We start from the raw sequence: 15155 nt of genomic DNA on the forward strand, positions 1-15155 counted from the left end.
ATTATGTCCATTTTATCAATACTCTTGCTTATCAGTCTTTCTTTACTTAACACTTCAAATAAATTAATGATATGTGCTGCCTTATTTGTGGGAGCTACTTTAGTTGTAAACTCAATGGTTGAGTTTTATGGTAGAAGCAAAGCTACTTACAGCTTAATAGTGTGTACAGTGATATGCTGTCTTTTTAAATTGCAAAATTTTAGTTTTATGATACTGGTTCTATATACTGCAATTTTAATCTCTCTTCTCTCAAGCATAGTTGTTTTTGAAGAATTAAAGTCGAAATTGAATTTTCATATGGCAAATTTCATCACTTTAATTATAGCATCGGTCATTGATAGTACGATTATTTGTGTTGGACTACTATACAAAATTTCTGCAGGTAAATGCTTATCAATATATATTAAAGATTTAATTTTCAAGTTTTCCTATGCATCGATATTGAGTATCTGCTTGTTTGTAGGAATGTATTTATTCTCCTTGGCAAGCAAGAAGTATTTTAAGGTTTCTGCATAACCCGTCTTCTGATATAGCCAAAATAGTTTAGATTTAACTATAACCGTCATTCCGCTATTTGTTAGCAGCTTGGCAGTATAATGTGAAAAGCTCTTATTCGGATAGCGGTTCTAAAATCAAAGTAATTGGAAACTGTTAACTTAAGTTATCCTTTAAGAGAGCTAGTACAATTTCTTACAGGTTTCATACATGATAAGAGTTTTATTTTTAGCTAAACCAATTGAAATAAGCTATAAAATCTGTTAAAGTCAGCTTTGTGCAAGCACCCTTAGCTCAGTTGGATTAGAGCATTTGACTACGGATCAAAAGGTCGGGCGTTCAAGTCGCTCAGGGTGCACCATATTTTATAGGAAATAGAGGTCATACTTGAAATTCATATATGTAATACCTATCTTTAAAGGTAAAATACTGAGCTATTATATATGAACAAAAAAGACTACTATGATCTGCTAGAAGTGAGCAGAAATGCTAGTACTGACGAGATAAAAAAAGCATATAAAAAACTAGCATTAAAATATCATCCTGACAGAAATCCTGGTAATAAGGAAGCAGAGGAAAAATTTAAAGAAGTAACAGCTGCATATGAAGTTCTATCTGACTCTGAAAAAAGAGCAGGTTATGATCGTTATGGTCACGATGGTGCTTCCAGTGGATTTGATTTCAGCCAAGCTGGAGGGGATTTTAGCGATATATTTAACGATTTTCTTGGTGGAGGATTCGGCGGCAGTACAAGTAGGTCAAGAACAAAAAGAAGTACAACAGGAGTATCTGGAGCAGATCTGCGCTACGACCTTAAAATTACCTTGGAAGATGCATTTAAAGGAATACAAGCACCTATACATTATGTGACAAATATAAAATGTAATACATGCCAAGGCACAGGTAGCGAAGGAGCAATCAAACCAGTTCAGTGCAACACATGCCAGGGAAGCGGTAGAATTAGAACTCAACAGGGCTTTTTTACCATTGAAAGAACGTGTACTACATGCTATGGGGAAGGAGAAATAATACAAAATAAATGCAAGAAATGCGGTGGAAGTGGACGTAAAAGAGATGAAGTAAATATCTCCGTTTCAATTCCAAAAGGCATAGAAGAAGGAGCTAAGGTAAGGGTCAGTGGTAAAGGAGAAGCTGGAGCAAGAGGTGGAAAAAGCGGAGATTTATACGTATGTGTGAAAATAGCTACTCATCAGATCTTCACTCGCAATAGAGCAGATTTACACTGTAAAGTGCCTATAAGAATGACACTAGCAGTACTTGGTGGTGAAATCGATATTCAATCAATTGATGGAGCTAAAATAAAAGTAAAGGTCCCTGAAGGCACTCAAACTGGTACCAAACTACGTTGTAGGGAAAAGGGTATGCCATATATGAACTCACATGCTCGTGGTGATTTATACGTACAGGTAATAGTTGAGACTTTAAATCCAAAGAATTTAACCCAAAAGCAGATTGAGCTATTAAAAGCGCTTGAGGAAGGGGAACATGAAAGTGTAGAGCAGAAATCTGAAGGATTCTTTGGAAAAGTAAAAAAAAAATGAGAAATTTGCTAAATGATATAAAGAGGTAGCTGTCTACACTTAATTCTTTTTACCAATTTGAAAGCCTTCTCTTTTAGTGAAAAGATTTTTTTAAGTTATGCAAAAGTGATAAATTCCTTTATTTAAGGTCGAAGTTTTGCTATCCTCGCATTTTAATAATTTAAAATTAATGAACATAAACAAAAATGAGTTTTTATTTCTTCCTCTTGGAGGAGTAGGAAGAATTGGGATGAACGTTAGCCTATATCATTATCAAGGCAAGTGGATTATGATCGACCTTGGTATCGGTTTTGCAGATGAAACTATGCCAGGTGTTGAGCTACTCATTGCTGATGTAGATTTTATTGCTCAAAGAAAAAAAGATTTGCTTGGAATAATAATTACACATGCACATGAAGATCACTGTGGTGCAGTGCCTCATCTGTGGGAAGATTTGCAATGTCCCATATATACAACAAAGTTTACAGTTAATTTTCTCAAGGAGAAACTAAAGGAGTTTCGATTGGAAGGTGTGGTACCTGTGAAAGAGGTAGACATAAATGGCAGCATAAATTTGGGTCCTTTTACCGTTGAGTTTATAAATGTAACTCACTCAATTCCTGAGGCAAATTCAATATTAATTAGCACTGAAGCAGGTAGTGCACTTCATACTGGGGACTGGAAATTTGATCCAAAACCTGTTGTTGGATTAATTTCTAATATAGAGCGTTTAAAAGAAATTGGCGATAAAGGTGATCTACTTGCAGCAATTTGTGATTCAACAAACATACTGAGCAAACACGACCCTGAATCAGAAAGTGAAATTTATGATAATATTTACAATATAATAAAGCGGTCTAAAAAATTGATTGCTGTATCGCTATTTGCCTCAAATGTGGCGCGAATTGAGACTATCGCTAAAGCTGCACAAGCACTAAATAGAAAAGTGGTTTTACTTGGCAGATCTTTATGGAGAATAGTGAAAGTTGCTCAGGATAGTGGTTATTTAACTGATTCTCCTGAGTTTCTAGAAGCAAAGGAGGCAGTAAATTTTCCAAGGGAAAAGCTGGTGCTACTTTGCACAGGTTGTCAAGGTGAGCCACTGGCAGCAACCCCAAGGCTTGCTAATAAGAGTCATCAAGCATTTAAAATGCAGCAAGGTGATACCATGATCTTTTCATCAAAAATCATTCCTGGCAATGAAACTCGTGCACATAACATGCTCAATGCCTTTATTGAGATGGGAGTAGAAGTTATTACTGAAAAAACAGAGAATGTTCATGCTTCCGGACATCCAGTAAAAGCAGAGCTAAGGGAAATGTATTCTTTGATAAAACCTAAGATAGCTATTCCAGTTCATGGTGAGTATATTCATACGGATGCACATGTAAAGTTCGCTAAAGAGTGCGGTGTGAAAAAAGCAATAATGATTGCACCAGGTGATATTGTTAATTTGGAGAATGGAGAAAAAGTTAGTTCAATTGATGTTGACTACTTTGGTATTGATGGTATGTTGCTACGCCATCCAGAATGCAGCGTTATAAAGATGCGTGAGAGAATGAGAGATGCTGGGGTTATTGTAGTAACAGCAATTGTGAATAAGAAAAACAAATTGCTCGCTAAGCCAAAAGTATTTGCACCTGGTGTTTTCGAAGCGCAAGAAGATGCAGCCATTATGCAAAAGATCATAGAGAAGGTTGAGTCAGCATTTAGTCCACAACCGATAAAAAAAATAAGAAATAAGATTGAAAGTTCAATATTTAGTATCTTAAAGGAATATTTACTAAAAAGACCTATAATTGAAGTCCAAATAGAACAGGTATAGAAATATACCTCTTTTTATTAACCATTATTTGAGTAAGAAGTTAACAATGTATTCTTTGATGTTATTTCAGCATGCAATACTGGAATCCGTAAAAAAAAATCAGTGTCAGATCACACAACTATACAAACATTGTGATTTGAATCTACCAGAAGGGTGCCATCTCAACGCCCAGGCAAACATTGTAGTTTTAGAGCAATCTCCACCAGTAGAGTGTCATCCCAGTGCTCTGACACTGGAATCCAGTTTTTCATGCAACCTTGTCAAAGACGTTTATTTTAGAATAAAACAGCTACTTTTATGCTTGCCACCTCAGTGCACTTACTTGCAGTCAAATTTCTGGATTCCAGTGTCAAGTACTGCAGAAATTGATTTACTCTACTGTCATGCAGTTTAACTTCAAAAGTAAGCTATTTGCTGAGATGACAGGAGGTAATGCAAGAAATCTAATGAAGCTATTCGCTCAACTGGTGTTATTTATTTCGTTATTTATTCCTTATTCCACAAAAGCTGTTTTATATGTTGATATAAAAAAAAGCAATATTGGTAATATTGATCTTGTTGTATCTAAATGTGCATGCAAGACAGAAGTGGAAAGTGAGCTAAGTGAAAGCATCACAAAAGTAATTGAAACAAATCTATCTAATTGTGGCTTATTTAATGTGAAACGTAACACGAAAGTTGAGTCTTGGAAAAGCGATACTGTAGTCACAGTAAGTTTAAGTGAAGTATCAAACAGAAATTTAGAGCTATCTTTTCGTTTATCTGACAGCTTTACAAACAGAGAATTACTTACTCAGTCGGTTGTTTTTCTAGCAAAAGACTGGAGGAAAATTAGTCATCTTGTTTCAGATGTGATATATGATAGATTGATTGGTGAGAAAGGGCATTTCAATACAAAAATTACATATATCGCTGAAGAAAAAGATAGCAATTACAAATCCGTCCGTAAAATTGCTGTGATGAATCAAGATGGAAGTAATATAAAGTACTTAACAAATGGTGAGAAATTTGTGTCAACACCAAGATTTTCACCAAATGGAAAGGGTATTGTTTATATCTCATACACAAATGGTAAAAGTTATATAATATTAAAAAATTTAAAAGATAACACTGAATCAATAATCAGCGCATTTGAAGGAGTTATTTCTGCACCAAGATTTTCTCCTGATGGTAAATCTCTTTTTATTTCCCACTCATTGAGTGGTGAAACAAATATATTATCTCTAGACTTAAGCAGTAAACGAACAAAAAAAATTACTAAAGGTTCAGCTATAAGTACTTCTCCCTCTTTGTCTCCAGATCAAAAGTACATGGTTTTTAGTTCTGATATAAGTGGAAGTCAGCAACTATATATCATAGATTTCACTAAAAAAAGCAAAAAACCCAAGAGAATTAGTTTTGGAAATGGAAGATATGCTACACCTGTTTGGTCGCCAAAAGGAGATCTGATAGCTTTTACAAAAATTCAGTCAGGAAAATTTTACATAGGAGTTATGAAGCCAGATGGCAAAGAAGAGCGCTTGCTTTCAGAGGGACATAAAATTGAATCTCCGGCATGGCTACCAAATGGCAGAGAAATTATCTTTACTAACGCAGAATCACCAAGCAACTCTAAATTATATTTAGTAGATTTAGTAAAGAAAAATCAAAAAATGGTTTTTACTCCAACGAATGCTTCTTTACCAGATTGGTCTTATTTTTGAAAGTAGATCTATAAAATCGGTATAAATCTTGCTTTATCTTAATCGTTTATAACCTTCGGTACTACGAAATACCCATGCTCCGATTTTGTATTGGATAATATTTCTTCTTTAATGTTTTGAGAATTTATAATATCATCGCGTACATGGACATCCTTATCTATAGTTCCATAACGCATAGGAGAAACACCTTCAGTATTAACCTTCAACAAAGTATCATGTATCCAATCCAGCATTGTCAGTTCTTTTGAGTAGTATTGAATCTCATCATCGGATAACTTAATCCTCACAAGCTGTGCAGTTTTAAGCATTTCTTCCTTAGTAATTGTTATTTTTCTCTTATTTGCAAATTCTATTAACGAAGTGATAACATCTTCTGTTGATCTAGCTGGCACTTTTACCTCCTTGCATAAAGCAAATTAAAATATTTGCAATTGAAACAACCTCTATCTTATCATTTTTTTCAAATTTGTGAAATACGGTGTCCGTAATTACTAATTTATCCAGAGAAGAGGAAGAGATTTTCTCAACTGCATTTCCTGAAAGTATTCCATGTGTAATGCACGAAACTACAGACTTTGCTCCTCGGTTTTTTAAAGCAAGAGCTGCATTACATAATGTTCCGCCAGAGTCAACTATATCATCAACAATGACGCAATTTTTGTTTGCAACTTCTCCGATTACATTCATTACCTCAGATGTACCTGCTTTTTCTCTATATTTATCTACTACAACAATATCATTATCCAACTTGTGTTTTTCCTCTAAAATCTTTGCAAAAGCACGAGCTCTGCCAATTGCTCCAACATCAGGCGCAACTATTGCCAAGTTTTCCTTGTATATAGAGTTAACAAATACTTCAAAACAGCTTAGATTAGTAACTGGTATATCAAAAAAACCTTCAATTTGACTTGAATGCAAATCAATAGCAGCAACACTGTTTGCACCAGCTGTTTGAATAAGATTTGCAGTTAATTTAGCACTTAAAGCAGATTGCATATTATTGTTTTTAATAACCCTATCCTGCCTACTGTATCCGTAATAAGGAATAATAGCTGTTATTCTCTTGGCTCCAGATCTCTTTGCTGCATCAATTGTAAGCAGAAGCTCCATAAGGTTATCATTTACAGGGGAAAAAAGAGATTGTACTATATATACTTCTTGATTACGTAGATCATTTGCTACTTCTACATTTACCTCACCATCGGCAAATCTTGACACCTGATTGGGGAATAGCTGAGCATTTAGCCCACTTGCTATTGAATCTCCTAATCGTTTACTAGCGCTACCTATTATTACCTTCATATATACCAATTAAGTTTTGAAAATTATACAGAAACCATGGAATGATTAAAACTTTATTCTTGCCGTCAAGTAGCTCATAGAAAAGAAAAAGTTACTCGAAACATTTCACTAGCTTTCTTATCATAATAACGGTACTGGCTGAGTTCATTAAGTAATTTTATGGGCAGTGGAATGATAAAAAGCGTTTTCACAAACACATTTTACTACATAATCAGCGCTAATATTAAAATGCTTATAAAGAGCTTCATAAGGCGCTGATTCTCCGAAACTTTTCATGCCAATAAATATACCATTTGAGCCTATATATTTATGCCAACCCACTTCACTTCCAGCTTCAATTGCAACTTTGATGCTGTCATTATTTAATACTACCGCTTTATATTCATCACTTTGCTCGTCAAAAAGCCTCCAACACGGCATAGAAATGACCCTTGTACCTACACCTTTTTCCTGTAATTTTTCTCTTGCCTCAACTGCAATTTCAACTTCAGATCCGGTAGCAAATATCGTCACTTCTAGCTTCCCTGAATATTCGCATAGTATATATGCACCAAATTTTGATAGGTTGGCCAATTGGTCAGTATAAGAGTGCATGTAATTAATATTTTGCCTTGAAAGCGCAAATAGTGCAGGTGACTCTTTTTTTTCAAGTGCAATGCTAATGCACTCCAAAGTTTCAATTGCATCTGCTGGCCTAAAAACATACAGATTTGGTATAGCTCTCAGAGAAGCTAAATGCTCTATTGGCTGGTGAGTTGGACCATCTTCTCCTACTCCAATTGAGTCATGAGTCATTACATATATAACCTGCTGTTTCATCAAGGCTGAAAGACGTATAGCAGGGCGGCAGTAGTCGGAAAATACTAAAAAAGTTCCACCATAAGGAATAATCCCACCATGAAGAGCCATACCATTCATACAAGCTGCCATAGCGTGCTCTCTCACTCCATAGTGTACATAAGAGCCACTATAATTATTACTATCTATTGCCTGCATGTGCTTATATTTAGTACAATTTGAACCGGTAAGATCAGCAGAGCCACCAATTAGTTCTGGCATAGACTTAGTTAATAGTTCCATTACTCTGCCGAAAGAAGATCGAGTAGCTTCGTTTGGCATTAGCTTACATATTTGTTTCTTCAGATCAGCCAAATCACTCTCGATATTATTCGGCAAACGTTTCTCAAGTCTTCTTTGTAGTTCTTTATTGATCAAGGATGTATAGTTTTGCTTTGCCCTCTTAACTGTTTCTATCCAAGCGTTTCTCACATCTTCTGGTACATGAAATGGTTCATAGTCCCAATTTAATTTTTCTCTCATCTGTTTTACATCTTCCTCTGTAAAGGCACCACTATGAGCAGAAGATGTGCCAGCACGGCTCGAAAATTTTCCGATAATAGTTTTGCAACAGATTAGTGTAGGTTTATCAGACTTTTGCGCCTGCTCTATTGCAAGGGATATAGCATCAAAGTCATGCCCATCGATTTTGTCAACATTCCATCCATACGCTGAAAAACGCTTTTCTACATCATCAGAGCAAGAGAGGCTAGTAGAGCCGTCTATAGAGATGTCATTGTCGTCAAAAAGTGCTATCAGCTTATTTAATTTAAGATGCCCAGCAAGGGACGCTGCTTCATGGCTTATACCTTCCATAAGACAACCATCTCCTAGCATTACATAAGTGTAGTGACTGATTTCAAACTGCTTTTCAAGAATCGATTCAGCAAGTGCCATGCCAACAGCAGTGGCAAATCCCTGACCAAGCGGGCCTGTTGTTGCTTCTATACCAGAAGTTAAGCCAAATTCTGGGTGACCTGGAGTTTTTGATGTAAGTTGCCTGAAGTTTTTTAGTTCATCTATACTAATGTAGCCTGTCAGATATAATATAGAGTATTGCAACATTGAACCGTGACCATTTGATAGGACGAAACGATCTCTACTGATCCATTGAGAATCATCAGGGTTATGGTTTAGATATTTAGCAAATAATACAGTGGCAACATCTGCCATGCCAAGTGGCATACCTGGATGTCCAGAATTTGCTTTTTGTACTGCATCAATTGATAAAAAGCGGACAGCATTTGCCATGGATTTTAGTAGTAGATGATTCATGTATTAATAGGAAAACTTAAAAGTGAAGTATACTACATCATAGTGGCAAAAACAAGTTGACACTTAATGTTAAAATCATTAATAATTTATAGTTAGATTGTGAGAATTTTTGTATGACAACTGTTATCAATAGAAAGTATAGAATCAGTCGCAGGCTTGGTGTAAACTTATGGGGTAGAGCAAAAGATTCGGTCAATAAAAGAAAATACCCTCCAGGTCAGCATGGTATTCTTGGATTTAAGAAGTTATCTGACTTTGGTAAGCAGTTTGCTGCACATAAAAAATTTAAGTTCTACTATGCAATTTCAAGCAAACAGCTTAGACGTACATTTTTAGATGCTTACAAAAGAAAAGGTTATACGGCTGATAATTTTATTGGTGCCTTAGAATCAAGGTTAAGTTCTGTTTTATATCACTCTGGTTTTGTGCCAACAATTTACTCGGCAAAACAGCTTATATCTCATAAACATGTTACAGTTAATGATAAGGTGGTTAACATATCAAGTTATAGAGTGAAGCCTGGTGATATAGTAAAAATAAGGGAAAGAGCAGCAAAAATTCCTATATTAATAGAGGCTGAACAAAAACAAGAACGTAAGGCTCCAGATTATTTAGAGGCAGACAGCAAAGCACTTTCAGTGAAGTATTTGAGAGCGCCTCAATATTCCGAAGTCCCCTATTCAGCAGACATGGAAGTCAATTTAGTAGTAGAATTTTACTCTAGATAAACAACATAAGGCCCGTGTGGCGGAATCGGTAGACGCAGCGGACTTAAAATCCGTGGGTTTTGCGACCTTGGGAGTTCAAGTCTCCCCATGGGCACCAGTTTAATTTATTAAAAAAGTATGAAATGGCTTGATATAGAAGATATTGCAGAAGCTCTAGAAGAGAAATTTCCAAATGAAGATATAATTAGTATTAGATTCACTGAACTTAAAAGAAAAGTCTTGGATTTAGAAGAGTTTGATGATGATGAAAAGTATTGTAATGAAAAAATATTAGAGGCCATTCAAGCAGCTTGGATTGCAGAAAGATCTTAAAAAACAGATAGCTATAAGAAAATTACTGCATACAGTAAAAAGATAATCTTCTTGGAAATACTATACTTTACTCGAATTTTAATTAGCTTCATAATAATTTAACAAATTAAAATTAAAAATGATTACAAGGTAGGAAACACAAAATTCTGGCAAATGCTAGATATACAAATACTGCTTTTTATGTGTGAGGCCGAGGATCATGAAAACAATAAGTTAGTTTTTTGTATAAGAAAGTTGTAATATAATTACAATGTTAAGCGCTGGAAAGATGTTTAAATATAGCGGGCCAAAGAAATTAAAATCTATAATAGAAAACTACGCATTAAAATGCATGAAAAATAAGATCAGCAAAAATGAAATACGTCTTATTTTAAACTGGAAGAGTATAGTTGGAGAGGAAATAGCAGAATGTACAAAACCACAAAAGATCTCATACGCACAAAACGTAAACTCTGGTGTGCTGTATCTGTTAGTAACAAATGGCAGTAAAGCATTAGAAATGCAGCATATGGTTTCTCTTGTAATAGAAAAAATTACAGTGTTTTTTGGCTATAAAGCAGTATACGGTATAAAAATCAAGCAAGGGAGTTGACTATTTAACTATATCAGGTTAACCTAGTTAAATAGGATAAATTGGTATATTAAAGTGAGTAGAATTTGTGAATTAACAAATAGAAAAAAGTCTTTTGGTAATAAGGTATCGCACTCAAATCGTAAAACAAAGCGTACCTTTCTCTTAAATTTACATAAGGTTACATTAACGAGTAATATATTAGAAAAAAAGTTTAGCTTTCGTATAGCAACAAGAACTTTAAGAACTATAGATTACAAAGGTGATCTTGATGCTTTCTTGCTCAACACAAAAACAATTAAACTAAGTAAAGAAGCGCAGAAGACAAAAAGAAGATTAAAGAAAGTTTTAGCAAAACAAGAGGTAGAGCTAGCTGTTTCAGATGCATAGTAAGCCTACATGGCTCAGAGCAAAAGCTCCAGCTGGTAAAGTATTCAATGAGACCTTAAACACTGTTAAGCTACACAACTTACATACAGTATGCGAAGAAGCTGCATGTCCAAATATTGGTGAATGTTGGAATAAACGTCATGCTACTGTAATGATTCTTGGTTCTGTTTGTACTCGTGCTTGTGCGTTTTGCAACGTTGCCACTGGCATTCCTGATAAGCTCGATCCTCATGAACCAGAAAATTTAGCAAAAGCAATAAAAAAGTTAAATTTAAAGCACGTCGTCATTACCTCTGTTGATCGTGATGATTTACCAGATGGCGGTGCAAATCAGTTTATAAGATGTATAGAGGAAATTAGAAAGATAACTTCGGAAACAACAATAGAGATTCTCACTCCTGATTTTTTAAATAAGAAAGGAGCATTTGAAGCAATCGCTGTTGCATCACCTGATGTTTATAATCACAATATTGAAACAGTACCAAGGCTATATGCAAAAATCAGGCCAAGAGCTCGTTATTTTCATTCACTGTATTTGCTAAAGATGGTGAAACAGATTAATTCTAAACTTTTCACGAAGTCAGGTATTATGGTTGGTCTTGGAGAAACAAAAGAAGAAATATTTCAGGTTATGGATGATTTACGTAGTGCCGAAGTTGACTTCATTACAATTGGTCAATATCTGCAACCAACTTCAAAGCATGCAAAACTTGATAGATATGTTACCCCAGAAGAGTTTGAGCATTATAAATATATTGCTTATTCTAAAGGCTTCTTGGTAGTTGCATCAAGTCCATTAACCCGTTCATCATATCACGCTGAAGAAGATTTTAACAGGCTCAAGGCTTGTAGTTAATATCTTGACTTTATTTAGAATATAATTTAATATAGGTATTGATGAAGCGAAAAAGTTATGGGTGATTCTAACGAAAAAGTTGACTACACTGAGTTATCAAAATCTTCTATTTCTGACAAAATAAAGCCAAAAAAAAGGTCACATTTTGTCAGCAAGTCCAAGTTAAAGAAATTACACTCGAAGGAAAAAAAGGAGCATGTAAACGATACAAAGAAAAGAAAGAGAAACAAAAACATGAGCTCAATAAAAAACCACAATTATGGAAGAGAGGTGCAGCAATTCTTGCTCCACCAGTAATTGGGTTACTAGTAAGTTTAGCATTAATCACAGGAAATTATTCATTCTTAACTACGGCTTTAGTTGCTGTAGCTGTTACATTAGCAATATATGGACTTGAGTATTTATTTAAACCTGAATTGCTAGAAAAGCCTGGTGAAACTTTAAAGGATTTAGTAACAGATTCTTTTGTAAAGGAAGAAAAAAACTCAAGAACTGTATCACAATAAATCAGAAAAGCTTAGTGAGTTGCCCTAGGCTTGACTTTTTACTTAGCTGATCACAAAAAGTATGAATTTTCAGCACCTAAACCAGCTGTTTAAGATCTTATATAAGCAATTGACAGCTACTGAGATGCCAGTTAAAATATTTACATAGTATATTAACAGAGGGTAAGGTGGGTTTTAGTGGATATGTACATGATAAAGCTTTAACAATATCAGATGTAAGTGCTAAAATTGATATAAGAGAGCTAGCAAACTTTCTACAGAGTAAAAAAGGCATTAACGAGCTTAATTTAATAAATGTAGAGATTGATAGTAAAGATGTAAAAGAGTTAAGTAAACTTACACATCTTACTTCGCTCACTCTAAGGAACAATAAACTCGGTTTTGAAGGTGCAGGATATATAGGTCAAGGCAATCTAAAAAACCTTACTTTACTTGAAATAAGTAATAACAATATTGGAGACAGAGGTTTTACATTTTTGATTGGCAGCAAACGTCTCCCAAATCTTACTTTATTAAATGTAGAAAACAACAACATTGTTGGAGTGTGGCGCCACCACTATGGAGGAGATATAGCACTCAAAAATCTCACCTCACTTTATGTAGAAGGTAACGGTAAAAAATTCTTAAATGATAAAGAAGTTATCCTTGATAGTATAAAAAAAAGCTCAATAACCGAAGTGCCTGGACACTCTAGAGTAAAAGATGGTGAAGGTGCTACAAAAAAATTAGTAGCTAAAAGAAAAAAAACGATACAAGCTACCAATAGTCAGTCAGATCCTAGTAGTAGGTTAAGTATAGAACTTTCCAAACAAGATGGGCTGCGTGAAATAGTACTTGACACTGAAACTACAGGTCTTGATGTCAATAGCCATCGAATTATCGAAATAGGGTGTGTAGAGCTAATTAATCATATTCCAACAGGCAAAGTATTCCATCGATACATCAACCCAGAAAGGAGCATAGACAAAGGTGCATTTAAAGTTCACGGTATCAGCGAAGAATTTCTAAAGGATAAGCCATTATTTTCAGAGATTGCATCTGAATTTCTTAATTTTATATCTAGCGATACTTTGGTAATTCACAATGCTGGATTTGACATTAAATTTTTGAACATGGAACTTGGTAAACTGAATGCCAAATTAATCTCTTCAGACAGAGTGTTAGATACATTACCGCTTGCAAGAAAGAAATTTGGACCACCGGCTTCTTTAAGTGCATTGTGTGAGCGTTTTGGTATATCACTAGAGAGTAGGGAGTTACATGGAGCGCTAATTGACGCTGAGTTGCTAGCAAAAGTATATGTTGAGCGATTACAAACTCCTTTGGATCGATGTCAGCATGCAGTACGTAACTTATCTCTTAGAGGACACTTGCCAAGTAATGAAGAAGTTAGTGAGCAGTTAGATGAGATTAACGTATCTGTTCATGGGGGAGTAGTAGATAGAAGATTGTAAAAACGCCTTTTGCTTTCAGTAGCGAAATTATTCTCTCAATGAATGTGTTTTCTAGCTTTAAAAATGCGAATCTCAATATCTTATCTTGAATTACTTAACTGTTGGTTCAAGTTTAAGTTCTTATCATGGTATGTATTTACATCTTTTAACACTTTAAGTGGTTCACCTAGACTATGTTCCACTTTTGTCTCAAATTTAAATCCCAAATTTCCAAAAAATTCTTGAAAATACTCAATAGTAATGTCACACAAACTTCTACCACTTGCTTTTGTAATAGTCTAGACTTGATCTGACAAGCAAACAAAGTAAGATAAAAATATAGACAAGTTTTAAAGGAGTGTCAGATATGAATACAACACAAGAAAAAATACTAAAACCAAAGTTGGGATTGCTAGAACTTGCAAAGCAATTAGGAAATGTATCACAGGCGTGTAAAGTAATGGGATATTCAAGGGATACATTTACCGCTTCAAAGAACTGTATGAAACAGGAGGAGAAGAGGCTTTACACGAGATAAGCAAAAGCAAGCCATTGTATGCAAATAGAGTGTCGGAGGATATAGAAAAAGCAGTAGTTGAAATAGCAATAGAGTTTCCAGCATACGGACAAGAAAGAGCAGCAAACGAACTGAAAAAGAGAGGAATTCTCATCTCTGCAAGTGGAATAAGATCAGTGTGGCAAAGAAACGATCTTGAAAATTTTAAAAAGAGGTTAAAGGCATTAGAAGCAAAAGTAGCTCAGGATGGTATCATTTTAACTGTAATAGTCTAGACTTAATCTGACAAGCATGAATTAACTGACAGAAGAATTAACAAAGTCAAAACCAAAATCAGCATCCTGTTTAATGCTATCAATATTTTTCTGATAAGCAATATGCATACTATCAAAAAAGGTTTGCATAGGAGTCTTACCATAGCAATATTTACCTGAATGCGGTCTAGATCTATTGTAAGAATGCACCCAATGGTCTACGTCTAACTGAAGTTCTGCCAAAGAGGTGTAAATTTTCTTTCTAAAGATAATATTGTAACATTCATCTTGCATAGTTCTGTGGAACCTTTCACATATGCCATTAGTCTGTGGAGAACGAGCTTTGGTTCGAGAATGATCAATATTTTCTACCCCTAAATATAGCTGGTAAGCGTGATTTTCAGGTCTGCCACAATACTCTGTACCACGATCCGTCAAAACACGTAGCAATGATACTTTCTGTTCATCAAAGAACGGTACTACCCTATCATTAAGAAGATCTGCAGCTGTGATAGCAGTCCTTTCTGTGTAAAGCTTAGCAAAAGCAACTCTGGAATAGGTATCAACAAAGGTTTGCTGGTAAATTCGTCCAATACCTTTGATATTACCA

The 15155-nt window shown here is 34.9% G+C and carries 15 protein-coding genes, 2 tRNA genes and 1 pseudogene; 14 read left to right on the top strand and 4 right to left on the bottom strand.

The genetic code is table 11. The annotated features are described in order from the left end of the window. Positions 1–3: 3 nt before the first annotated feature. From OUY_RS01895 to OUY_RS01920, 5 genes are all read left to right on the top strand, one after another. Entirely contained in the window at positions 4–516 is a 513-nt protein-coding gene (locus tag OUY_RS01895; RefSeq protein ID WP_010401691.1) for a membrane protein, read from the top strand. Positions 517–778: 262 nt separating this feature from the next. After that, positions 779–856: transfer RNA gene (locus OUY_RS01900), tRNA-Arg, on the top strand. Between the two features lie 82 nt (positions 857–938). Then, positions 939–2057: a molecular chaperone DnaJ gene (gene dnaJ / locus OUY_RS01905; RefSeq protein WP_139686549.1), complete on the top strand. Its 1119-nt coding sequence runs from the start codon at positions 939–941 to the stop codon at positions 2055–2057. A gap of 169 nt (positions 2058–2226) precedes the next feature. After that, the gene (locus OUY_RS01910) at positions 2227–3861 is read left to right on the top strand and encodes a ribonuclease J (protein WP_139686550.1); all 1635 of its coding nucleotides are present in this window, start codon (positions 2227–2229) and stop codon (positions 3859–3861) included. Positions 3862–4307: 446 nt separating this feature from the next. After that, positions 4308–5564, top strand: a complete 1257-nt coding sequence (locus OUY_RS01920; protein ID WP_139686554.1) for a Tol-Pal system protein TolB — start codon at positions 4308–4310, stop codon at positions 5562–5564. Positions 5565–5602: 38 nt separating this feature from the next. Here OUY_RS01920 and gatC read toward each other — a convergent pair whose 3' ends face one another. The 3 genes from gatC to tkt form a co-directional block, all read right to left on the bottom strand. Further along, a complete protein-coding gene (gene gatC, locus OUY_RS01925; protein ID WP_010401704.1) occupies positions 5603–5956 on the bottom strand; it encodes an Asp-tRNA(Asn)/Glu-tRNA(Gln) amidotransferase subunit GatC in 354 nt (117 codons plus the stop codon). After that, entirely contained in the window at positions 5946–6866 is a 921-nt protein-coding gene (locus OUY_RS01930) for a ribose-phosphate diphosphokinase (protein WP_010401705.1), read from the bottom strand. Before OUY_RS01930 ends, gatC begins: the two co-directional genes overlap by 11 nt. 147 nt (positions 6867–7013) lie before the next feature. Next, the gene (gene tkt, locus OUY_RS01935) at positions 7014–8978 is read right to left on the bottom strand and encodes a transketolase (RefSeq protein WP_010405397.1); all 1965 of its coding nucleotides are present in this window, start codon (positions 8976–8978) and stop codon (positions 7014–7016) included. Positions 8979–9091: 113 nt separating this feature from the next. Here tkt and rpsD point away from each other — a divergent pair, with 113 nt between their 5' ends. The 9 genes and pseudogenes from rpsD to OUY_RS01985 form a co-directional block, all read left to right on the top strand. Continuing rightward, positions 9092–9706: a 30S ribosomal protein S4 gene (gene rpsD, locus OUY_RS01940; protein ID WP_006012690.1), complete on the top strand. Its 615-nt coding sequence runs from the start codon at positions 9092–9094 to the stop codon at positions 9704–9706. A gap of 10 nt (positions 9707–9716) precedes the next feature. Beyond that, positions 9717–9803, top strand: a tRNA-Leu gene (locus OUY_RS01945). A gap of 20 nt (positions 9804–9823) precedes the next feature. Then, a complete protein-coding gene (gene iscX, locus OUY_RS01950) occupies positions 9824–10018 on the top strand; it encodes a Fe-S cluster assembly protein IscX (RefSeq protein ID WP_007302643.1) in 195 nt (64 codons plus the stop codon). A gap of 268 nt (positions 10019–10286) precedes the next feature. Next, complete coding sequence (locus OUY_RS01955; RefSeq protein ID WP_029237676.1) at positions 10287–10610, top strand: DUF721 domain-containing protein; 324 nt, start codon at positions 10287–10289, stop codon at positions 10608–10610. A 54-nt stretch (positions 10611–10664) separates the two neighbouring features. Continuing rightward, the gene (rpmB, locus tag OUY_RS01960) at positions 10665–10979 is read left to right on the top strand and encodes a 50S ribosomal protein L28 (RefSeq protein WP_139686551.1); all 315 of its coding nucleotides are present in this window, start codon (positions 10665–10667) and stop codon (positions 10977–10979) included. Beyond that, positions 10972–11835, top strand: a complete 864-nt coding sequence (gene lipA / locus OUY_RS01965; protein ID WP_139686552.1) for a lipoyl synthase — start codon at positions 10972–10974, stop codon at positions 11833–11835. The genes rpmB and lipA overlap by 8 nt, the downstream gene beginning before the upstream one ends. Positions 11836–11892: 57 nt before the next feature. Further along, a complete protein-coding gene (locus tag OUY_RS06355) occupies positions 11893–12132 on the top strand; it encodes a hypothetical protein (protein WP_246038607.1) in 240 nt (79 codons plus the stop codon). Positions 12133–13159: 1027 nt separating this feature from the next. Next, a complete protein-coding gene (dnaQ, locus tag OUY_RS01975) occupies positions 13160–13795 on the top strand; it encodes a DNA polymerase III subunit epsilon (protein WP_139686555.1) in 636 nt (211 codons plus the stop codon). 346 nt (positions 13796–14141) lie between these two features. Then, positions 14142–14554 (top strand): annotated as a pseudogene (locus OUY_RS01985) (helix-turn-helix domain-containing protein); the annotation flags it as partial. 33 nt (positions 14555–14587) lie between these two features. Here the strand turns inward: OUY_RS01985 and OUY_RS01990 are convergent. Continuing rightward, on the bottom strand, positions 14588–15155 hold a 568-nt coding region (locus tag OUY_RS01990), incomplete at its 5' end, for an integrase core domain-containing protein (RefSeq protein WP_139686553.1).

Source organism: Wolbachia endosymbiont of Leptopilina clavipes, assembly GCF_006334525.1.
In the GTDB taxonomy this organism is placed as follows: Bacteria; Pseudomonadota; Alphaproteobacteria; order Rickettsiales; family Anaplasmataceae; genus Wolbachia.